The sequence below is a fragment of the Gordonia sp. DT218 genome (genome assembly GCF_049847105.1).
Classification (GTDB): domain Bacteria; phylum Actinomycetota; class Actinomycetes; order Mycobacteriales; family Mycobacteriaceae; genus Gordonia.
Genome location: NZ_JBNCNS010000003.1, coordinates 642,522 through 663,215 on the forward strand (window position 1 = coordinate 642,522; position 20,694 = coordinate 663,215).

Here is a 20,694-nt window from a genome sequence, read left to right on the forward strand (position 1 = left end):
CGCCCCGCCGCGCACGAACGCCGCGGCTCCAGGTGGCGCTCCGGAGTCGAGTCGTGCTGTCGCCCGAGCCGTGCGCTCCGTCTACTCGAATTGGCGAAGGATTGTAAATCTGTTGTGGCGCAGTGGATCACCGATTCCGTGATCGCGACCCCGCCCCGGTCTTCCTTCGCCTCGGTCTTCCTTTGACGCGGCCATGAGTGGTCGCCACCCCGCCGCCATTCTTCAGCGCCGACATAGCCCAATATGTCTCGGCATTGCGTAACCGGAATGTAAACAATTGACTCTGCGTCTTACGCTCATCCGGAAAATACATTCATTGCCTTGCTAACTAAGTGTAGTATTTTGCTCGCAATGCTAAATGAATTCCTCTGGCAGTTTCTTGGATGATATTGAAAACTATCTCCGCAGTTCAGGCGGTTGCGCAGCGTGTCTATGCAAACCTGTCGAACGAATTTCTGCTCGTTTGACGTCGGCTGTCGTAATATTCCAATTGGTGATCAAGTGGGTCGATATTGATTGTTTCCGCAATCATTTTTGGGCCTTTGGTGCAGGGAGGGATCGCGAGTGGTGATTCGACCCTTGATGCGCAAGGCGGGCGCTTGGGAACAGACGCTTCCTCCGGTGTCCCCGTTGGTAGGCCGATTGCACAACGTTGCCGAGTCCCGAGCCGCCAGGAGGTACGCACTGACCTGACATGCCAGGACGGGGGTTGGACTGTGCCCGCTGTATGGACCTGCGAAAGGAAACTTGATGGGTTCTGGCGTCGATCGGATATCTGCTGCTGTGTCACCGCTTCGCCGCGGCCGGACAATGGTCGGGTCCACGGGCAACTTCCACACCTTGCACATGTGCATCTGCTGCGTCGATTCCGACACTGCCTATGACGAACTCGTGGCGTCCCTAGGGCGACCGGCGGGTCCGTTCGTCGTGTCGTTCGTCAATGCGCATGCAGCCAATCTGGCCTGGCGGACTCCGGCGCTGTACCGCGATCTCGTCTCGTCCGATCTGGTGCTGCGCGATGGGGTAGGTGTTCAGTTGGCCCTCAGGGTGTTCGGCCGGCCTGTGGGACTCAACATGAACGGTACGGACTTCATCCCGCGGCTGTTGAAGTGCTACGCCGGCCGCCGTGTCGCCCTGTTCGGCACTCAGGAGCCGTGGCTGCACAACGCCCGGGAGATCTTGACCTCCCAAGGTCTGTCCGTCGTTGCCGAACACGACGGATACTCATCGGTCGATACATATGTCGAGTTGGCGGAGCGAGTCGAACCCGAATTGGTCATCCTCGCCATGGGGATGCCGAAGCAGGAGGCCGTCGCCGCCGCGCTACGCCGTCGCCTGACATATCCGGTTGTGGTGGTGAACGGCGGGGCCATTCTGGATTTCCTGGGAGGTAGGGTCGATCGTGCGCCGGCTGCCGTTCGCAGGTGGGGACTGGAGTGGGCCTATCGGCTCTACCTCGAACCCCACCGTTTGGCGCGTCGGTATCTCGTCGGCATACCGGTGTTCCTCATCCACCTCGGTGCGGCGCGCATGGTGGTGGGACACCTTCCCGATTCACGAAACACGTTCGCGCAGACCGCTGGTGTCGGGATCGGTGCCGCGCGCCTCGAACGACCGTCCGCATACACAGACGAGATCGGGTCCAAGCTTGTCGCCGCAGGCGCATGCCCAGCCCTTACGGGCAGCGGGATTCCCGACGTAGATTCCGTGGGGGAGCAGATCGGTGGTGACAACCGCTCCGGCACCGACGAAGGCGTACGGCCCGATTACGTGTCCGCACACAACCGTGACTCCGGCGCCCAGGGTGGCACCGTGTCGAACGAGTGTGGTGGCAAGGGCATCTCCTGACTTCTTGACCTCGGCGCGCGGGCGGACGTCGTTGGTGAAGATCACGCCCGGTCCGAGAAAGACATCGTCTTCAACCGTGACACCGTCGAAGAGCAGTGCCCGGTTCTTCACGGTCACCCGATCGCCGAGCGTCACCCCGCCCTCCACATAGGCGTGATCGCAGATGTTGCAATCGGATCCGATGGAAGCTCCGGGGAGAACATGGGTGAACGCCCAGATCCTGGTGCGGGCACCGATATCCGAAGACTCGCAGAGGCCGTGTTCGTGAACGAAGTAGTCAGTCATCGGGCCTCCTGTTGATTGCTGCCGTAGATCTCGGACTCGACAATGTTCACGAATGCCTGTTGTGCGTCCTCCCAATTGCCGGATCGGACACTGGTCGCCGCGCGCTTCGCGATGTCGGGGTCGAAGGTTCGGACCGTTTCTGCCAGTGCCGCGCCCAGTGCGGCCGGGGTCGGGCGTGCCCACTTGACGTATGGACTGGGCATGTCGGCTCGGGCGTAGGTCGAGTCGTTGACGATCGGTATGGTGCCGCACGCCAGCATCTCTTCCACAACGAGCGAGATGTTGGTGAAGGACAGACCGAGACCGGCAACACACTCGTTGTAGAGTCTGGCCAAATCCTTCGGTGCGAGCTTGCCGTGGTGGACCGCCGGAAACGGTAGGTCCGCGATCGGATCGCCGAAGATGTGAATCGGCTCGTCTGGCATGCGGCGATGGAACTCCTGCAGTGCGAGAATCGCGAGTTGAGTACCCCGGCGAGCCGTTTTCGGACGCGAGTAACACACCACACCTGAGCGATTGGCAACCTCGGTTAGCTCGTAAGTATTTGTATCGCAGCCGAATTCGATCTGAGCGTATGGTCCGAACCCAGCGATCAGGTCCCCGACCATGGCCCCGAGAGCAACATTGCGGAAGCCGAAACCGTATGTCATCTCGGCCAGGGCGTAGGCCGACCCTCTGGGCTCGAAGAAGGGCTCGAAGTCTTGGATGAAGTACAGGCGGCGGGTGGGCGTCGATTGTGTGCGTGACGCGAGCACATACGCACACTGCCATGTGGTTGCGACAATCGCGTCACATTTCGACATGTCTGCTCCGGTGTGGGAGACCGTTGCCTTGACCCTCGGCCACGATGTTCGAATGGTCTGCTCATGAAAGCTGATGGGACTGCCGTGCTCCTCGTGGAGATAGAGGATGCACTGATGCCCGGCCCGTTCGAGAGCCTCAACCATACGGAACATGGTCGTGTGCCCTCCCGACCCCGCGCTTGGAGGCGAACTGATCCACCCGATCGTCAGATGTGTACCCGCCGCGGGCCGCTGCTCGGGGACGGACATACGCTTCGGCGGATCGACGATCTCACTCCAATTGATCGGAGCGTCGAGCTCTCGGGCGTCGGTCGCTTCATACAGGCGTCGTGCCGCTCGTTGGGTCAGTGAACGCACACCGCCCGCCTGCCATAGGTTTCGGGCCTGCCGAATCCTACGTCCGACGTCCGATGGAACTGGCAGATGTCTGTTCATACTGCTCTCATTCTGTCTTCTGCCCGCCGTGTGCCGATGCGGTGGCGGGCTCCAGCGACTGCTCGAGACGGCGGGCCACATTGCGTTGCTGAAGGGCCCAGCGGTACACGAGGAGCGCGTAGGTCGCGATACCAGCCCCGCCGCCGACGGCGAGCGCCGGCAACGGAGCGTGGATGAAGTGGCACGCAGCGGTCGCCACCATCCAGGTCGGGATACCGGCAAGCACCGGCACGATGACGGACCTCAGGACCGCCCGGTTGTCGGCGCCGACAACGTGCAGGTACACCAGGTAGACGGGGACGACGACCACGATGCCGGTGATGAGGTGTGCATACGCGGCGCCGGCTATTCCGAACGAGCGGACCCCTGCCATCACGGTCGGTATGAGTATCAACATCCAGATGACCTGAACGAAGAAGACAGGCTTTGAGTATCCCCGCGCCAGGAGGTATGTCGCCAGAATGTCGATCAGCACTCGTAGTATTCCGAAATAGGCGAGTGCGGCCAGGACGGGCCCGGCAGCGGACCATTTGGTCCCGTAGAGGAGCTCGATCAAGGGGCCGGACAACGCGCCGAGGAGTATGCCTGCGGGCACCGCGGCGGCCCACGAGATTGCGACTCCGACAGCAACAGACTGGTCGCGTTCGCCGATGCCGGCGTCGGTCGCGTCGTCAGTTCCTGCGGCACGCCCGCGTGACACGTGTGCGAACGCCGCCATGGAGACAGACCGAACCGCCTGCCCGATGATGTTCATCGGCCACATTGCGATATTGAAGGCCAACACGTAGATCCCGAGTGCTGCGGGGCCGAGAACCCTTGTCACCACGACGTTGTCGATGCTCAGAACCGCCCAGGACAGGAAGTTCGCCGCGGCGAGAGGAACGCTGTAGCGCAGGGCAGGTCCGGCCTCCGCGCGGTCAAAGCCGAATCGTGGGCGCGTGTGGCTCAGAACGAAGGCGAGGACCGTTGACACCGACTGAGCGAGGACACGCGATATTGCGAGCGCCATGGGGCCAAGACCCAACACGATGAGCGCGACCGCCGCGATGGTCCCGACCCCGAGGTCGGCTGCTGAGACCGCAAGCACGCGCCGTTGCTGGATGTTTCGTTGCAGTAAGCCGAGCGGCGCGACCGCGAACCCCACAAGAAGCATCGTCGATGACATCACGACGATGACAGGTGTGGCATCCGGCGCATTGAGCGTCTGTGCAATCCAGGGTGCACTCAGCGCCATGCTCACCGTGAGGATTGCTCCGGAGACCACCGCGATGGTCGCAACCGTCGGCATGCGCTGAGCGAGACGATCCGTGCGAACGATCTCTGCACTCAGACCGAGATCGGCGAGCGTGAGCAGCACGGTTTGGACGGTGAGCGCCACCGCCCACACCCCGAACTCTTCCGGGCTGATGAGTCTCGCGACGATGATCCCGAGGAGAAGGTTGGCGGTACGCAGCAGAATGGTGTTCAGGGTCGACCAGACGAGGCCACGCCGAACCTTGGCACCCAACCCTTCCGTCCACTCGGACCCGGAGTCGGCGCTCACGTCAGAGGCCAAGAAAATTGGCACGGCGGTAGCGGGCGGTCCACCTCTGGTTCTCCGTCGTGCGGAGGGCGTGCTCAACTGATGCATTCGTGATATCGGCCAGCGCGGACCATCGCCAGGCCAACGAGTCGCTCGATCGCGGCCATGTCTCCTCAGCAAATGCGCGGAACTTTTCGAGCGTGTCGCGAGGTTCGCCGTTCGCGACGAGCAGTGTGCCCTTGAGTATCGCCTCTCGAGCCAGAGCAGAGCGCCACACGGGTTCGATTCCGTCGGCATCGGGGAGGTTGGGGCCGACTTCAGCGAAGATCTGCTGAAAGACATCGCGTACCTGACTGATGTCGTCGAGCACACCGCCGAAGTCGATGTCGTGCATGTTGTTTCCGTGCAGCCCGCGGTAGTACCCCTGACGTGGTCCTCCGACGAAACCGACGTCGGATCGTGCTGCGGCCTGTAGCCAGATGAGCATGTCGCCGGCATGAGGAAATGCAGGGTTGTATCCCCCGATATCCTCGTACACCGACTTTCGCATCACTGCTTCAGGATTGGTGATGGCATTTCGTCCACGGCGGGCGACACGTTCGATCCACTCCGCGCCGTCCCACATCTGCCACCAATGGCGAGTCGGGCGAAAGCGAGGGAGGTCGCCGTCGAAGCACTCGACCCTGCCATAGACAAGTCCCACATCGGGATTCGCCTCCATGAGACCTACGGCACGTGAGATCGAGTTCGGACTGACGGCGTCGTCAGCCGACAAGAGGACCACGTACTCGCCTGTCGCTCGTGACAATCCGTCGTTGTAGGTGCGGATGTGACGCATGTTCTGCTCATGCTCGATGAGCTGGACTCGGTGATCCGACGCCGCGAGCTGCCGGGCGATCTCCACGCTGCCGTCGGTCGAGCGGTCGTCGACGATGATGACCTCGAGGTCGATATCTGTCTGGTCCAGTGCCGAGGCGACCGCGGTCGGCAGGAACTGGCCGTAGTTGTAATGCGGAACCACGACGCTGACCCTGGGCTGCTGTCTCAATGCAACGGGGCGCATGAATCTCAACTGGCACCTCCCAGGGATTTGGCCAGGCCTGCGGCCACCATCTCCTGCTGATCGTGCGTGATGTGCGGGAACATCGGCAGCGAAAGAATGGTCTGGGCAGCAGCCTCAGCCACCGGAAACTCACCGCGTCGGTAACCGAGATGCGCATAGGCAGGTGTGAGATGGAGTGGGACCGGGTAATGGATCGCCGCGCCGATTCCGGCCGTGGTCAAGTCGGTGAGCACCCGATCGCGGTCGTCGACCTGGATCACGTACAGATGCCACACGTCCTCGTTGCCGGGACGTGGGACGGGCAGGCGCACACCGGAGAAGCCGGCCAGCAGTGATTCGTAGCGTTCAGCCGCGGTACGCCGGGCGCTGTTCCACTTGTCGAGGCGTCGCAGCTTGGCGCGTAGCACTGGTGCCTGCAACGCATCGAGTCGCGAGTTGGCGCCCGCACGGTCGTGGACGTACTTGACCGTGCTGCCATGGGCCGCGTAGCTGCGAACAAACGACGCGGCGTCATCATCATTGGTCATCACCGCACCCGCGTCACCCGCGGCACCGAGGTTCTTGCCCGGGTAAAAGCTCGTCGCGGCGATCCGTGTCATCGCGCCGGCGTGGCCATCGGTGGACGAGGCTCCCTGGGCCTGTGCGGCATCTTCCACGATGACGAGATCGTGTTGTGCAGCAATGGTTTCCAGCGCACGTACGTCGGCGGTCTGGCCATAAAGATGGACCGGCACGACTGCGCGGGTGCGATCGGTGATGGCCGCCGCCACGGCGGACACATCGAGCAAGAGATGCTCGTCGACGTCCACCAGGACCGGGACGGCACCGATTCTGGTGACCGCCTCCGCGGTGGCGATGAAGGTGTTCGCCGGGATGATCACTTCGTCGCCGGGCCCGATTCCGACCGCACGATATGCGAGTTCGAGTGCATCCGTTCCGTTTCCGACGCCGACCACATGGTCGACTCCGAGATAGGTGGCAAACTCATCCTCAAAGGCGGCGACCTCGGATCCGCCGATGAATGCGGCCGACGTGAACTGTTTCTGCCATACCGGCAGGACCTCGTCGGTGATCTCCGCCTGCTGAGCGGCAAGATCAAGAAAGGGCACACGGACTGTCATACGGTGACCCCCGTTGGCCGGGCCGGCATACCAACCCAGGTCTGTTCGTCGGGGACGTCGCACAGTACGACCGCCCCCATGCCCACGGTGACATCGCCGCCGATTGTGAGTCCTTGCCGCACTGATGCATTCATCCCGAGATACGAAGCCTCGCCGACCCGGACCCGTCCGCCGAGCGTCACCCCTGCCGCAAGCGTCGCGAAATCTGCGATCAGATCGTCGTGGGTGATGGTGCAGTTCGGCATGAGCACCACATGCCTGCCGATGCCGGCGTCGGCGGTCACCACCACGTTGTCGAGGACGACGCTGCCGACCCCGACAGTGCTGGTCGTGCCGATCCGCGCGGACGGCGCGACATAGGTGGCGAATCGACGCTCCTCGATCCCGAGAGATCTGAGCCGGGCCACGATGTCACGACGGCCGGTACCGGGGCCGACGCACACCAGCAGCGACTCGTCGCGGTCGACGGCCGAGGCGATGACTCCCAGCACCGGAACGCCACCCACCACGGTGCCCTGCAGCGAGAAATCATCATCGAGTATGCCGACGACGCCGTCGATCCCGGAGGCGAGAACCTCCCGCGTCAGCCCTCCCGCCCCGAGCAGGAGCAGTCCCGCCGTCATGGCGCCGCCCCGGCGGCTTCGAGCAGCACACGGATGACGCGATCCTGGTCGACCTCGGCCAACGAATGAAACAGCGGGAGGATCAGCGTGGTGTCGGTGAGGAACTCGGTCGCCGGCAGTCCGGTAGGCGGTGTCAGGTCGCGATAGGGGGCCTGACGGTGCGTCGCCATGATCCCCCGACGTGCCGAGATATCTGCCATGGCAAGCAGTTCCAACAGCTTCTCGCGGTCGACCGGGAACTCGTCGCCGACCTGGACCCAGAACGACTGGAAATTGCCGGTCCCATGAACCGGATCGGCAACAGCACGCAGGCCTCGGATCGGTGCGATCTCCGCGTGATACCTGGCGGCGAGCTGACGACGGCGTGCCACCATCTCGGGCAGACGGGAGAGCTGTACGAGGCCGACCGCCGCCTGCAGGTCGGTCATCCGGAAGTTGTATCCGACCTCGTCGTAGCTCTCGGCCGGAGGAAGTACGGACCGGTGGCGATCGGCGGCCGACATGCTCATCGCGTGTTCCCTCAGATGCCGCGCGCGTTCAGCCCAGTCAGGTCGACACGTGGTGATCATGCCACCCTCGCCGGTGGTCAGGAGCTTGCGCGGATGAAATGACCACGCCGCGATCTCGGCACCAGCGCCCACCGGTCGGCCCCGGTAGGTCGATCCGGCACCGCAGGCGGCGTCCTCGACGACAACGATGTCGAGGGGGTCGGTGATCGAACGGATATCGTCGATGTCCACCGGTACACCGCCCTGGTCGACGGCGATCACCGCCCTTGTCTGCGGCGTGAGAGCGGCTTTGACGGTAGCGGACGTGACATTTCCGGATTCTGCGTCGACGTCGGCGAAAACTGGTGTGGCGCCGACATGACAAACGACATTCGTGGTCGCGATGAAGGAGAACGAGGGGACCACGACGTGGTCGCCTGGGCCGATGCCGGCGACGATCAGCGCGAGATGGAGCGCGGTCGTACAACTGGTCGTCGCCACCGCGTAAGGCGCCTCCATCGCCGCCGCGAACTCCCGCTCGAATCTCGCCACGCGAGGCCCTTGCGCCACCCAGCCGCTGGAGATCGCCTCGGCGAGAGCGTCGGCTTCTTCCTGGCCGAGCCAGGGAACCATGATGTTGATGCGGCCGGTCACGGTGCCGCAACCCGGCCGGCGGCTATCTCGTCGCGTAGGGGAGTCCACCATTCGACGAGTTGACGTAAGCCGTCCTCGAGGCTGATCGTCGCCGTGAACCCGAGATCGCGTCGTGCCGCCGATGTGTCGGCGAGTCGTCGGATCACCCCGTTCACCGCCCTCTCCGGACCGTGCTCGACGCCGAGGTGGGTCGCGTCCATCACCTTGAGAAGAGCTTCGGCGAGTTCGAGCAGGCTGGTTTCGGTGCCACTCGCGATGTTGTAGGTCCCTTCGACGATGTCGGACCGGGCAGCGAGCACGTTGGCGCGCGCGATGTCGGGAACACAGACGAAATCCATGGTCTGTTCGCCGTCGCCGAAGATCAGCGGAGGTTTTCCGTCGGCGATCCGCTCCATCCACCGCACGAGTACCTCCGTGTAGAGGCCGTGAACATCCATCCGTGGCCCGTACACATTGAAGTAGCGCAACAGGACGTAGTCGAGACCTTCCATCGCGCGGAAACTTCGGACCAGTCCCTCATTGAAGGTCTTGGCCGCCCCGTACATCGTGTCGTTGTTCTCGTGGTGGTGACGTTCGTCGGTGGGGAACCGCTCCGCCATTCCGTACACGGAGGCACTCGACGCCGCGATGAGCTTGCCCACCTGGTGCCGTGCCGCGGCCTCGACGACGTTGAACGTGCCGTCCACGAGGACCTCGAGCGCGAGTCGGGGTTCTTCGGCACACTGCGTGATACGGATGGCCGCTTGGTGAAAGACGAGGTCCTTGCCGGCGGTCAACTCGTCGACGAGCGCCGCATCGCGGATGTCGCCCTCGATCAGGCTCACCTTGCCGGAAGCGATTGCGCCGTCGAGGTTTGCGCGACGGCCACGTACGAGATTGTCCACGACGTCGATGTGGGCGGCGCCGGCATCGATGAGCTGGTCGACCAGCGTCGAAGCGATTGTCCCGGCGCCGCCGGTGACCAGGATGTGTGAACCGTCGGGATCGGTCATGTTCGGATGGCTCTCATGAGATGGTCGTTGGTCACAGGGCACGGGGCGCCGGCCGCACGGAGGCTGGCCTGCGCCGCGTCCAGGATGGAGAGCACCCGCAGTCCCGCTTCTCCGCTCGTTCGGGCTTCACGTTTGGCGCGGATCGCGGCGGCGAACTCTGCCACGACGTTGCCGAGCGCCTCCTGCTCCGGCAGGGCAGGGGCCCAGGTGTCGCCCAGGCGGTAGGACACATTCGCCGCCCGTGCATCGGCGGTCTCCTTCGACTGGAGTTCGAGGTCGACGCCCCGGTCGTACACGCTGACGCGCTGTTGCGGATTCAGATCGTCCCACACGATGGTGCGCTTGGTGCCACCGATGACGATCTGACGAATCTTTGTGGGACTCAACCAGTTCACGTGAACATGCGCGATACCACCGTTCGCCAACGGCAATGTGAGATAGCCGATGCATGCCTTTCCGGTCAGCAGCGGGTCGGCGCCGTGGGCCGCGACCGACTCGGCGTCGAGCCCGCTCGGGAGGATGAAGTCGATGATCGAGAGGTCATGTGGCGCAAGATCCCAGAACACGTCGACGTCGGGTTGGATCAGTCCGAGGTTGATGCGCACGCTGTCGACGAACAGGACGTCGCCGATGGCACCGTCGGCAATCAGATCGCGGATCTTGAGGACAGCAGGGGTATAGCAGTAGGTGTGGTCGGCCATCAGGACCAACTCCCGCTCGCGCGCCGCGCGCACCATCGCAACGCCGCGATCACGCGTATCGGCAAGGGGTTTCTCCACGATGACGTGTTTGCCTGCTGCGAGTGCTGCGCAGACGACATCGTGGTGCGTGCGGGCCGGTGTCGCCACGGCAACGGCATCGATCTCGTCATCGCTCAGAACCTCGGAGAGACTCGCGGCCACGCGCACGCCCCCGACCCGATCAGCGACGGCGGCGGCGCGTGAGGCGTCGAGATCGTAGATCGCCGCCAGATCCCAATCGGTGGACGTGTGGAAGTTCCGGGCGAGGTTGGGCCCCCAGTAGCCGGCTCCCACGACGGCGGCGCGCATGCGTTCAGGCATCATCTCGGTCCTCGGTAGGGGACGGTGGGGTGAGGGAGATACCTCCCCGATATCTCGATCTCGGGGGGTATACCGTCCACGGACGTGCGGATATTACACATTTTCGAGAATTCTTTGGATGGTCGCCGGAATGGCCGGCGCGGAGGTCGAAATTCTCCGATCATTTCTGCCGCCCTGGTTGGTGAGAATGCCGGCGAAACGTCGACGAATTCCGACCGATGCGCGAGAACTGACCGTTGCGCATCAGATGGTCATGTGAACGCTGAGAATACCGTCTCGCCGCCGGCCGCGGCGGCGCACTGCTGTCGTTCGAAGAGGTGAATTGTCGAGGCTCCGCGGCCTCCGGTTCGGTCCTCACCGCTCGATGCCACTCGTGACGCGGAGCAGCAGGTGCTCCATGTGGGCGGCGATGAGCCGGTGCCCGTAGTCGGTGGGGTGGATGCCGTCTGCGCCGACGGCCTGCGTGGCGCCCCCTGCGAGCCAGTTGGCGGCCGCGGGGTCGGCGAACTCGGCGCCGGCGACTTCAGCCTCGGTCGCGAGTTCCGAGTTGATCGTCGAGATCGGTTCGGGAACTGCTCCATCCACCCACGGGGCCCCCACGACGAGCAGTTTTGCGTCGGGGACCCTGGCGCGGATGGCCGAGTACACGTCGTCGGCCGCGTTGCCGACCGCTCCGGCCGCAGCGATGTCGTTTCGGCTCCCGAACACGATCACCACCTGAGACCGGGGGTGTACGAGGGCGCCATCGTCGGCAAACCTGGTGCCGTCGATGCCGCGTTTCACGTATCCGGAGCCCCCGGCGGCAAGTGTTTGGGTTTGTAGTGCGATGCCGTGCGTCGCCCACAGCTCCGACCTCAGGATCTTGGTCCAGTTGCGGTCGCCGTACCCGCCCATGGCACTGCCGGTGGTGTAGGAATCGCCGATGATCGAGATGCGCAGAGGGGTATGGAGCGGTGGTTCACCGCCGCATCCGGAGAGAAGAATGCACAGCAACATGGCGACTGGGGTAATTATTTTGCCGAACGAAAGAAATAATCTCCGGCGATCCCTGTAATTTGCCGATGAATGAGCCGAAGCGTCGTGCAAATTGAGCACGGCGCTCATCCTAGTCGGTGCGGCTGTTCTCGGCGCAGTTCGATTGATGAAGATTCTCGCCGGGCCTCTGATGGTGGTCTGGCGGGTGTAGGGTGGCAGAACTCTGAGCTGGACAGCGCGAGACGCCGTCTGGGAATTGTATGCGCGCCGGGCGGAAGGTATCCGGACTCGAATTGAGAATCTTGCTGATCGGGTTGAACTTCGACCCGGAACCCATTGGCGTCGCGCCGTATACGGCCGGCTTGTTCGATCACCTGTCGACGGCCGGTCACGAGGTGGTGGCGGTGGTGGGCGTGCCCCACTACCCTGCGTGGGTTCGCGATCCCGCCTACCGCCGACACCGAACGATGATCGAGAGGCGTGGTTCGGGACTCGTGCGCCGGAAGAGTCACTACGTTCCACGACATCCGGCGCTGATGGGGCGTCTGGCGATGGAGGCCACGTTCGCCTTTCGGGTGGCATTCTCCGCGTGGCGGCGTGCGGACCTGGTGGTCGCCGTATCACCGTCGCTGTTGTCGAGCGCGGTCTCCGTCGTGGCGGCCCGGGTGCATCGTAAGCCGGTGGTGGTCTGGTCGCAGGATCTGTACGGCAACGGAGCCGCGGAGACCCGGATTGCGCACGGCTTGCCGGCAACCCTGGTGCGCAGGCTCGAATCGGCGGTGCTGCGTGCCGCAGACCGTGTCGTCGTGCCACATCCACGCCTTGCCGAGTCCGTTGTGCACGAGAACGGTGTGTCGCGCGCGAACGTCAGGTCCGTTCGGAACTGGACCAGACCACCGGCCCCCGGCCGGGACGAGCCCGGGCAGATGCCGTCGGCGCTCTCGGACCTGTGCGGCCGTGCCTATGTTCTGCACGTGGGCAACATCGGTCACAAGCAGGGCCTCGAGCACCTCGTGGACTGTGCGCGATACGCGGCCGACGCCGGCGACTGTCTCACGTTCGTGATTCTCGGCGACGGGAGCAGACGTCGCGCAGTCCAAGAGTATGCGCAGGGCGTCCCGAACATTCTCTTCCTCGATCTGTTGCCGGACCGGCAGTTCCACCAGTTACTCGAGGGCGCTCGTGTGCTCGTGGTCAACGAGGCACCCGGGATTCGCGAGATGGCCATGCCGAGCAAGCTTTCGGCGTACTTCGCCGCAGGTAGACCCATCGTTGCCGCCGTCGATCCGACCAGCGCCACTGCGGAGGAAGTCAACGACTCGTGCGCCGGGATTGTCGTCTCCAACACCGATCCCGCCGAGTTCGTGATGGCGGTGCGTCGTCTGATCGAAGATCCTCGGGAGGCGCACTGCCGAGGGAAGAACGGGCTTGCCTACTCGCGACGCGTTCTCTCGGCACACGCATGCCTGACCCAATGGGATGAGGTTCTCGCTTCGGCTCGGGAGCGAGGGGTGAATGTTCACAGATGACCAGCCGCGAAGCCGATTCGAGTTGTCGGCGTTCACCGCGCAGGGTTACGAGCGAGGCCGTGGGGTCGGGTGGCAGCTTGCGTGGCTACTCGTCTCGGGTGTGGTCGTCCGGTCGTGGTGGTGCCCGGGACGGCTGCGCATTGCGGTGCTGCGCTCGTTCGGCGCCCGGATCGGCCGAGGATGTGTGATCCGGCACCGGGTGCGAATTCATTGGCCGTGGAAGCTCACCGTCGGAGACGGATCGTGGATCGGTGAGGGCGCGTGGATCCTGAATCTCGAAGACGTCACGATCGGGTCGAACACATGCGTCTCGCAAGAAGTGTTGTTGTGCACCGGAAGTCACGATCGACTCGCCCGTGACTTCCGATTCGACAACGGCCCGATCGCGATCGGTGACGGCGTATGGATCGCTTGTCGGAGCACCGTACTCAGAGGCTGCACGATCGGCGATCGTGCCGTCGTGGGCGCTCATTCGCTGGTTCGGTCCGATGTCGCATCAGGGCAGGTCGTGTACGGATGTGGGCCATGACCGCCGTGTTGCAGGTGGTGACTCTGGTCAGCCCCGACCGTGCCTACGGTGGGCCGATCACGGTGGCGCAGAATCTGTCGGAAGGCCTACGAAGCCGCGGGTATGACGTCACGATCGCCGGCGGATATCGAGGGCACGCCCGCCCGCCCGAATCGATCGGTGGTGTCCCCGCGCGCCTCTGGCGCGTCGGATCACTCGGCGCCCGCTGGGGTTTCGCCGGGTTGTTCTCGCCGCGTCTGCTGATCTGGCTGGCTCGGTCCATGCGTCGCTACGACGTCGTGCATGTGCACGTCGCCCGCGATCTGGTCACCTTGCCGGCCGCAATGGTTGCCAGATTGCTCGGCCGAGACCTGTATCTGCAACCGCACGGCATGATCGACGAATCCGGCCGGATCAGCGCTCGGCTGCTCGATGTGCTGGCAACCCGGCGTGTTCTCGCCGGCGCGGACGCGGTCCTCTGTCTCACCTCGGGCGAAGGTGCCGACATCGCGAAGATCTCACCGAAAGCCGTTGTTCGTCTGCTGCCCAATGGGGTACCGGTTGACGAGGCCGCGGTGAAGCATGCGCAGCCCGCCGTGAGACCCAGGGTCGTGTTCCTGGCCCGGTTGCATCCGCGCAAGCGACCCACCGCATTCGTGGCAGCCGCCGTCGCGCTACTGCGGCAAGGAGTCGACGCCGAGTTCGCGATCGCCGGCCCGGACGAAGGGGAACGCCGTCACGTTGTGGAGGCGATCGCACGGTCCGGGCACGGGGACCGAATCGTGCTCGAGCCGCCGGTTTCGCCTGACGACGTGCTCGCCTACCTCGCAGCGGCCGACCTGTACGTCCTCCCGTCGGTGGACGAACCTTTCCCGATGACCGTCCTGGAGGCGATGTCGGTGGGCACGCCGGTGGTTGTGACCGACAGCTGCGGCCTGGCGCGCGGAGTGGAGCACATCGGCGCAGGTGTCGTGGTCGGCGAGTCTGTCGAGGAGCTGAGTTCGGCGATCGGTCACATCATCTGCGACGACACGCGGTTGGATCAGATGTCGAGCAGCGCGCTGACCGGCACCCGCGAGAAGTACGGGATGGGCGGTGTCATCGACACGCTCGAGCAGATCTACGCCACCCCCCGGCCGAGAGGGAGGCGAGGACGAAGCAGATTTCGATGACGTCTACACGTACGCGCCTCGGCTCGCGGAATGCGGCCGCCACGGTCGCCGACCAGATCCTGTCCAGTGTGGGCAATGCGCTCGCATTGGTGTGTGTCGCGCAGGTCGCGGCGCCGGCGGTGTTCGGCGTCGTGGCACTGGTCTTCGCGGTGGTGACGACGAGCCTCGGTGCCGGTCGTGGCGCCGTCGGCGTCCCCCTGCTCGTCGCCTCGGCCCGGAACTCTCGGGAGATACGCCAGGCGGCCGCACGATCGGTGACGTTGTGCCTTCTGAACGCAGCGCTCTGCGCAGCGGTCGTGCTCGGGGTGGGAATCGGTCTCGGACATCCGATGATCGCCCTGGTTTCACTGGCGTTGCCCGCGTTGCTCGTTCAGGACATGTTGCGCTACTGCGCGATTGCTCTCGGTCAAGTACGCCGAGCCCTCGTGTCCGACGGCTTGTGGACGTCTGGCATGGCCGGTGTGTTCGTCCTGAACGCATTCCACCACTCGGTCCCGGTCGCGGCGGTACTGGGCATCTGGGTCGCACTGGCCTGGATCGCGGGCGTGTTGTTGAGCCTCTTGCTGCGTGTGGATGTTCGCACGCTGCAGTACCCCGACCCGGCGACCGGCACCGCAGAGCGGCTGCGCCTCGCGGCGGTATACGCCCTCGATTCTCTGGGTGCCGCGTTGGTCACCTGCATAGCGCTGGTCACCTCCGGGGCGGTGGTCGCCGCTGCGGTGCGGGGCGCCGGCACGTTGTTCGGTCCGGTGGCCGTGCTCATCAGCAGCCTTCCGCTGACCGTCATCCCGAGACTCTCACGCGGCACGGTCCGCGGGGTGGCGCCGGCGGTCGGCGCTGCGGTGACGGCGGTGTCGGTGGTGGCACTCGCGATCGGAGTAGGGGTGCCGTTGCTTCCGCAGAGTGTGGGGGCCGTGGTTCTCGGCGATACCTGGGATCGCGCCGTCGATGTGATGCCGTACCTGGGAGTCGAGTACGCGGCGCTCGCCTGGTTCGGTTACTTCTCGAGCGTCCTGCAAGCGCATGGTCAATCGGCCCGACTGCTGGCCGTTCGACTCGGCTACGGCGGGTTCCAGCTGATCGCCTGTGTGTACGCGGGATTGTCGTGGGGTACCGGCCCGGCCATCGCTACGGCGCTCGCGTTGTCCGGGATCGTGGGCACGCTGGCTGCTGCAGTGTGTGTCAGACTTTCGCGGGTGGATCGCGAGTTCGTGTCTGTCGCGGCCGACCATGAGTAACGCGCTGCTCCTCGTGCCCGCCCTCGGGCTGCTCGTCCTCGCGTTCTGGCGTGTCCGCGGGAGGGCCACGGCAGGGTGGCCCGCTCTGTGGATGTCGTTGATCTTTGTGGCGCTGAGCGTCTTCGGGTACCCGGCGTGGTCATGGTCGAAGTCCTCGCTCGGCGCCGGGTTGCCCTCGGACGCCCTGGTGGTCTCATTCGCCGATTCGGTGGGGGTGCGCGCACTGCTCGTCGCATCGATGGCAGCGTCGGCGATCGCGTGTCTGATGCCACGCGGCTTCCGCGTCGACGGCGCCGGTGGCCAGCACCGCTCCTCCGATCAGCCGGCACGGTCGGTGAGTTCCGAGATGGCCTGGTGGGTGGCCGGTCTGTCGGCCCTGGTGTTCGTCTGCTGGTGTCTGGGTCAGGGGCCCAGTCTGCTGATCCGCGAGGTTTATCTGGACACCGATGGCATCCAGATCCTTCTTCGGGCCACGACCCCGGGAGGCACCCTCGCTGCCATGGCAACCACCGCGACGCTGTTCCTGTGTCACGACCGACGTCCACGCAATGTGCTCTTCGTGTTGACCGTGGTCTGGTTCATGTCGCTCCTGGCGATCGGGACCCGTGGCGCCGTGACGATCCCTGTGATGGCGGGACTGATGATCATTGCGCGAGGCCGACACGATCCGATGTACCGGCGGCCGATGTTCCTCGCGGGCGGGGTGCTGATCGGAGTCGCCATCCTCACGTTCGGCTGGGTTATCGAGGCGCGTTATGGCACCCACGGTCTCCTGTTCCTGCCACGGGTCATCTTCGGCGGGAAGGTAACCGCGATGACCGATGATCCATCGGCGATTGCGAGATCGGTCCGCCAGGTGGTCGCATCGGTCGCCGCGTCCTACCCGATCGTGGACCATTCGGTCATCGCCGGGGTACCCATGAACATTCAGATCCAGAACGCGAATCCGCTTCTCGGGTCGGGCAACTCGGCGGAGTTGGAGCGCTACTTCCCGTGGGACTGGGTGCCCCTCTCGTTCGCAGGTACCTGGTACGGCGCCACCGGCATCCTGGGGCAACTCGGCGTCTTCGGTGTGTTCGCGGCGGTCCCGTGCATGCTGTATCGACTGCTCGATGCCGGACCCTTTGCGCCGTATCGCCACGCCGGAACCGTCGCCGCCCTCATGCTGGCGTTCCTGTCCGTGCAGTACTCCTCGAGGCTGTGCTGGCGGTTTTTCTGGGTTCTTCTCGTGGCCTGCGCGCTCGTCTCGGTGTTCAATTGGTTGGTCGCAAGATCGTCGACGGGTGCGATGGCGGAGGGATGGACGCGCACCATGCGGCTTTTCCGTATGCATCTGTACAGACGAACCTGGTACTGATCGACCGGTTCCGCGATCAGGATGGCCGTATTCTCGCAGAATCAGGTGGTCCCGCATGGCCAACAGGTGGAAGGGATGGCCCACATTGCCAACTGCGTTCATCACCGGAATCACCGGGCAGGACGGCTCCTACCTCGCGGAGCTTCTGCTGTCCAAGGGCTATGTGGTGCATGGCCTCGTTCGGCGAGCATCATCGTTCAACACGTGGCGGATCGACCACATATATCGCGACCCGCATGACCCCGACGCACGGCTGCTGCTGCACTACGGCGACCTGACCGACGGGATTCGGCTCATGCGGCTACTGGCAGACATCCGGCCGGATGAGGTCTACAACCTCGCGGCCCAGTCACATGTGCGCGTGAGCTTCGACGAGCCGGAGCACACTGGTGACGTCACCGCGATCGGCACCACCAGGCTCCTCGAGGCGATCAGGCAGACCGGACTGCAATGCCGGTTCTATCAGGCGTCGAGCTCGGAGATCTATGGATCGACGTCCCCACCGCAGAACGAACAATCGCCCTTTCATCCCCGGTCGCCATACGGGATCGCGAAACTCTACGCGCACTGGATCACACGCAATTATCGGGAGGCCTACGGACTGTTTGCCGTCAACGGCATCTTGTTCAATCACGAGTCGCCACGACGCGGGCAAACGTTCGTCACGCGAAAGATCACCCGTGCCGTCGCGAGAATCCATCGCGGAGAACAGGATTGCGTGTATCTGGGAAACCTCGATGCGGTGCGGGACTGGGGATACGCGCCAGAATACGTCGAGGGGATGTGGCGCATGCTCCAGGCCCCGGTGCCGGAGGATTTCGTGCTCGCGACCGGGGCCGGCCATACCGTGGGAGATTTCGCCGAGGCCGCATTCTCGCATGTCGGGCTGAACTGGCGTGATCACATCGCGTTTGATGAGAGGTATGTCCGCCCGACCGAGGTCGATGATCTCGTCGGCGATGCGAGCAGCGCGAACAGGGTGTTGGACTGGCGGCCGACCATCACGGCTCCCCGGCTCGCTGCCATCATGGTCGACGCCGATATCAAGTCGCTCGACAGTGCGGGCGAGCCGTACATCGACAGGCCCGACGTCCGGGGGTGGGTGTGAGCGTCAGTGGTCAGGTGAGTCCTGCCGTCCATCCACTCGGGACGGCAGGTCGTGTCTTCGTCGCTGGTCATCGAGGGCTGGTGGGTTCTGCGATAGTGCGTGCCCTCACCGCGCGAGGCATCGATCCGATGGTGTGTACACGCGATGACCTCGACCTACGCGACCGGGACCAGGTCTTCTCCTTCATGCGCCGCGAGCGGCCGGAGGTCGTCGTCCTGGCAGCAGCGAAGGTCGGAGGAATCGGGGCGAACAGCGTCGAGCCGGTCGCTTTCGTGTCGGAGAACCTGCAGATCCAGGTGAACGTGCTCGACGCGGCGCTCGAGGTGGACGTGCCGCGGGTACTCTTCCTCGGCTCCTCGTGTGTGTACCCGCGGGACTCGCCGCAGCCGATCGAGGAGTCCGCCCTGCTCACAGGGCCGTTGGAACCTACGAACGAGGCCTATGCAATCGCGAAGATAGCCGGACTCATCCAGGTGCAGGCTGTCCGGCGTCAGTACGGGCTTCCATGGATTTCGGCGATGCCGACCAATCTGTACGGACCCGGTGACAACTTCTCACCGTATTCCTCCCATCTGGTCCCCGCATTGATCGTGCGCTACTCGCATGCCGTGGCGAACCGCCGGGATGCGGTGGTCAACTGGGGGAGCGGGACGCCGCGACGTGAGTTGATGCATGTCGACGACGCGGCAGGTGCATGCATCCACCTGCTCGAGCACTATGACGAGACGGCACCCGTCAATGTCGGTACGGGCGAGGACATGTCGATCGCCGACATCGCGCAGATCGTCTCGAAGCTGACCGGTTTCAGCGGCACGACCGAATGGGATATGTCCCGCCCAGATGGCATGCCGCGTAAGGTACTCGACATCACCACGCTGCATGGGCTCGGCTGGTCGCAACAGATCGATCTCGAGAAGGGGATCGGGGAAACCGTGGACTGGTATCGACGAGGCGATCATGTGCGCAGATGACGTAACACAATCAAGTGCGATGTCGATATGGAAGAACACACCGCCGGGACCGGAACAGTCGGCGGTGCCTCGGCGCATCCTGGTATGTTCGCCGGTCTGTGATTAGGAGGCTGCGGCCGAATGGACCTCTTCGACGTCACCCGGATCGCTCTCCGAAGATGGTGGGTGACCCTCCCCATCGTCCTCATCACGTTCGTGATCGCCTACAACAACTATTCGGGTGTGAAAATCGAGTACTACTCGAGTGCCACCATCGGAATCACGACGCCGAGTGTCGAAGTGGTGGCAGGTTCTCGTCCGGACGGCTCCACCGTTCAGTCGCGCAACGGCCTCGAAGAATCCGGTGGTCCCAGTATGCTGGCAAACCTGCTCGACACAGCATTGCTGCAACCGCAGGTGGGCGACAAGGTGCGGGCGGGCGGGGGAACCGCCCCGGTCACGATCACTGTGAAGAGCTCCGACAGTGGCAGCCAGCTACCGATCATCGAGATCAGCGCCGCCGGCGAGGACGCTGATGCGGTTGCGCGAAGTGTCGCCTTGACGGTCGCGGCATCCAATGAGGCGTTGAGGTCACTGCAGGAAGCGGCGGGTGTCCCGCCAGATCAGATGGCGAAGACATTTGTCGTCGCGCAGCCGTCGCAGCCGGTGGGCGCCATCCCGGCACGGACCCGCGAACTGATCGCCACCGTTGTCGCCGGCATTCTGATTGCCGCTCTGGCCGCTGTCATCGTGAACGCGATCATCGAGTTCATCGGGAGAAGGCGTAGTCGTCGGGCCGACCGCGACGAGCCCTCGTCCGGGGAGCCGCCGGACGAGCAGCCCTCCACCCCAGAACATACTGTGTTCTCGCATCGATGAGTGTCGGCCCCGAGCTCGTGCCCGTTCGCGACCAGCAACCGCGTGACATGCGATTACCGTTCGCGCTCATGGCATTCGGCTTC

18 protein-coding genes are annotated in these 20,694 nt (G+C 64.2%); 9 read left to right on the forward strand and 9 right to left on the reverse strand.

All coding sequences use genetic code 11. From position 1 onward, the window contains the following. The first annotated feature begins 750 nt into the window (after positions 1–750). A complete protein-coding gene (locus ACPXCG_RS14475; RefSeq protein ID WP_425792642.1) occupies positions 751–1,848 on the forward strand; it encodes a WecB/TagA/CpsF family glycosyltransferase in 1,098 nt (365 codons plus the stop codon). Between the two features lie 281 nt (positions 1,849–2,129). On the opposite strand, the gene ACPXCG_RS14480 is transcribed toward ACPXCG_RS14475, so the two are convergent. The 9 genes from ACPXCG_RS14480 to ACPXCG_RS14520 all read right to left on the reverse strand — a co-directional run bounded on the left by ACPXCG_RS14480 (position 2,130) and on the right by ACPXCG_RS14520 (position 11,891). Then, on the reverse strand, positions 2,130–3,452 hold the full coding sequence (locus ACPXCG_RS14480) for a hypothetical protein (RefSeq protein ID WP_425792643.1): 1,323 nt from the start codon (positions 3,450–3,452) through the stop codon (positions 2,130–2,132). Next, positions 3,379–4,914: an oligosaccharide flippase family protein gene (locus ACPXCG_RS14485; RefSeq protein ID WP_425792644.1), complete on the reverse strand. Its 1,536-nt coding sequence runs from the start codon at positions 4,912–4,914 to the stop codon at positions 3,379–3,381. The genes ACPXCG_RS14480 and ACPXCG_RS14485 overlap by 74 nt, the downstream gene beginning before the upstream one ends. 1 nt (position 4,915) lies before the next feature. Further along, on the reverse strand, positions 4,916–5,956 hold the full coding sequence (locus tag ACPXCG_RS14490) for a glycosyltransferase family 2 protein (RefSeq protein ID WP_425792645.1): 1,041 nt from the start codon (positions 5,954–5,956) through the stop codon (positions 4,916–4,918). A gap of 5 nt (positions 5,957–5,961) precedes the next feature. After that, positions 5,962–7,065 carry a DegT/DnrJ/EryC1/StrS family aminotransferase gene (locus ACPXCG_RS14495; protein ID WP_425792646.1) on the reverse strand — a complete coding sequence of 368 codons (1,104 nt, stop codon included), beginning with the start codon at positions 7,063–7,065 and terminating at the stop codon, positions 5,962–5,964. Between the two features lie 8 nt (positions 7,066–7,073). Then, entirely contained in the window at positions 7,074–7,700 is a 627-nt protein-coding gene (locus ACPXCG_RS14500; protein WP_425792647.1) for an acetyltransferase, read from the reverse strand. Continuing rightward, positions 7,697–8,842, reverse strand: a complete 1,146-nt coding sequence (locus tag ACPXCG_RS14505; protein ID WP_425792648.1) for a DegT/DnrJ/EryC1/StrS family aminotransferase — start codon at positions 8,840–8,842, stop codon at positions 7,697–7,699. The genes ACPXCG_RS14500 and ACPXCG_RS14505 overlap by 4 nt, the downstream gene beginning before the upstream one ends. Beyond that, the gene (locus ACPXCG_RS14510) at positions 8,839–9,834 is read right to left on the reverse strand and encodes an NAD-dependent epimerase/dehydratase family protein (protein ID WP_425792649.1); all 996 of its coding nucleotides are present in this window, start codon (positions 9,832–9,834) and stop codon (positions 8,839–8,841) included. The genes ACPXCG_RS14505 and ACPXCG_RS14510 overlap by 4 nt, the downstream gene beginning before the upstream one ends. Continuing rightward, positions 9,831–10,895 carry a Gfo/Idh/MocA family protein gene (locus ACPXCG_RS14515; protein ID WP_425792650.1) on the reverse strand — a complete coding sequence of 355 codons (1,065 nt, stop codon included), beginning with the start codon at positions 10,893–10,895 and terminating at the stop codon, positions 9,831–9,833. The genes ACPXCG_RS14510 and ACPXCG_RS14515 overlap by 4 nt, the downstream gene beginning before the upstream one ends. 354 nt (positions 10,896–11,249) lie before the next feature. Further along, positions 11,250–11,891, reverse strand: coding sequence for an SGNH/GDSL hydrolase family protein (locus tag ACPXCG_RS14520; RefSeq protein ID WP_425792651.1), 642 nt, complete (start codon positions 11,889–11,891; stop codon positions 11,250–11,252). Positions 11,892–12,163: 272 nt separating this feature from the next. Between ACPXCG_RS14520 and ACPXCG_RS14525 the strand changes: the two genes are divergently transcribed. The 8 genes from ACPXCG_RS14525 to ACPXCG_RS14560 all read left to right on the forward strand — a co-directional run bounded on the left by ACPXCG_RS14525 (position 12,164) and on the right by ACPXCG_RS14560 (position 20,611). Further along, the gene (locus ACPXCG_RS14525) at positions 12,164–13,399 is read left to right on the forward strand and encodes a glycosyltransferase (protein WP_425792652.1); all 1,236 of its coding nucleotides are present in this window, start codon (positions 12,164–12,166) and stop codon (positions 13,397–13,399) included. Further along, positions 13,386–13,928, forward strand: coding sequence for a putative colanic acid biosynthesis acetyltransferase (locus ACPXCG_RS14530; protein WP_425792653.1), 543 nt, complete (start codon positions 13,386–13,388; stop codon positions 13,926–13,928). The genes ACPXCG_RS14525 and ACPXCG_RS14530 overlap by 14 nt, the downstream gene beginning before the upstream one ends. Further along, a complete protein-coding gene (locus ACPXCG_RS14535) occupies positions 13,925–15,079 on the forward strand; it encodes a glycosyltransferase (RefSeq protein WP_425792654.1) in 1,155 nt (384 codons plus the stop codon). The genes ACPXCG_RS14530 and ACPXCG_RS14535 overlap by 4 nt, the downstream gene beginning before the upstream one ends. Beyond that, positions 15,076–16,317 carry a hypothetical protein gene (locus ACPXCG_RS14540; protein WP_425792655.1) on the forward strand — a complete coding sequence of 414 codons (1,242 nt, stop codon included), beginning with the start codon at positions 15,076–15,078 and terminating at the stop codon, positions 16,315–16,317. The genes ACPXCG_RS14535 and ACPXCG_RS14540 overlap by 4 nt, the downstream gene beginning before the upstream one ends. Continuing rightward, positions 16,310–17,674, forward strand: a complete 1,365-nt coding sequence (locus ACPXCG_RS14545; protein ID WP_425792656.1) for a hypothetical protein — start codon at positions 16,310–16,312, stop codon at positions 17,672–17,674. The genes ACPXCG_RS14540 and ACPXCG_RS14545 overlap by 8 nt, the downstream gene beginning before the upstream one ends. 85 nt (positions 17,675–17,759) lie before the next feature. Next, positions 17,760–18,782 carry a GDP-mannose 4,6-dehydratase gene (gene gmd / locus ACPXCG_RS14550; protein WP_425792844.1) on the forward strand — a complete coding sequence of 341 codons (1,023 nt, stop codon included), beginning with the start codon at positions 17,760–17,762 and terminating at the stop codon, positions 18,780–18,782. Between the two features lie 14 nt (positions 18,783–18,796). Further along, the gene (locus ACPXCG_RS14555; protein ID WP_425792845.1) at positions 18,797–19,753 is read left to right on the forward strand and encodes a GDP-L-fucose synthase family protein; all 957 of its coding nucleotides are present in this window, start codon (positions 18,797–18,799) and stop codon (positions 19,751–19,753) included. 120 nt (positions 19,754–19,873) lie between these two features. Continuing rightward, a complete protein-coding gene (locus tag ACPXCG_RS14560) occupies positions 19,874–20,611 on the forward strand; it encodes a hypothetical protein (protein ID WP_425792657.1) in 738 nt (245 codons plus the stop codon). Positions 20,612–20,694: the final 83 nt, after the last annotated feature.

Excerpts from the sequence above, each read along its gene's own strand:
- ACPXCG_RS14475 (WP_425792642.1), top strand. The coding sequence starts at position 751 with ATGGGTTCTGGCGTCGATCGGATATCTGCTGCTGTGTCACCGCTTCGC.
- ACPXCG_RS14480 (WP_425792643.1), bottom strand. The coding sequence starts at position 3,452 with ATGTGGCCCGCCGTCTCGAGCAGTCGCTGGAGCCCGCCACCGCATCGG.
- ACPXCG_RS14490 (WP_425792645.1), bottom strand. The coding sequence starts at position 5,956 with ATGCGCCCCGTTGCATTGAGACAGCAGCCCAGGGTCAGCGTCGTGGTT.
- ACPXCG_RS14500 (WP_425792647.1), bottom strand. The coding sequence starts at position 7,700 with ATGACGGCGGGACTGCTCCTGCTCGGGGCGGGAGGGCTGACGCGGGAG.
- ACPXCG_RS14510 (WP_425792649.1), bottom strand. The coding sequence starts at position 9,834 with ATGACCGATCCCGACGGTTCACACATCCTGGTCACCGGCGGCGCCGGG.
- ACPXCG_RS14515 (WP_425792650.1), bottom strand. The coding sequence starts at position 10,895 with ATGCCTGAACGCATGCGCGCCGCCGTCGTGGGAGCCGGCTACTGGGGG.
- ACPXCG_RS14520 (WP_425792651.1), bottom strand. The coding sequence starts at position 11,891 with ATGTTGCTGTGCATTCTTCTCTCCGGATGCGGCGGTGAACCACCGCTC.
- ACPXCG_RS14530 (WP_425792653.1), top strand. The coding sequence starts at position 13,386 with ATGTTCACAGATGACCAGCCGCGAAGCCGATTCGAGTTGTCGGCGTTC.
- ACPXCG_RS14535 (WP_425792654.1), top strand. The coding sequence starts at position 13,925 with ATGACCGCCGTGTTGCAGGTGGTGACTCTGGTCAGCCCCGACCGTGCC.
- ACPXCG_RS14540 (WP_425792655.1), top strand. The coding sequence starts at position 15,076 with ATGACGTCTACACGTACGCGCCTCGGCTCGCGGAATGCGGCCGCCACG.
- ACPXCG_RS14545 (WP_425792656.1), top strand. The coding sequence starts at position 16,310 with ATGAGTAACGCGCTGCTCCTCGTGCCCGCCCTCGGGCTGCTCGTCCTC.
- ACPXCG_RS14560 (WP_425792657.1), top strand. The coding sequence starts at position 19,874 with ATGGACCTCTTCGACGTCACCCGGATCGCTCTCCGAAGATGGTGGGTG.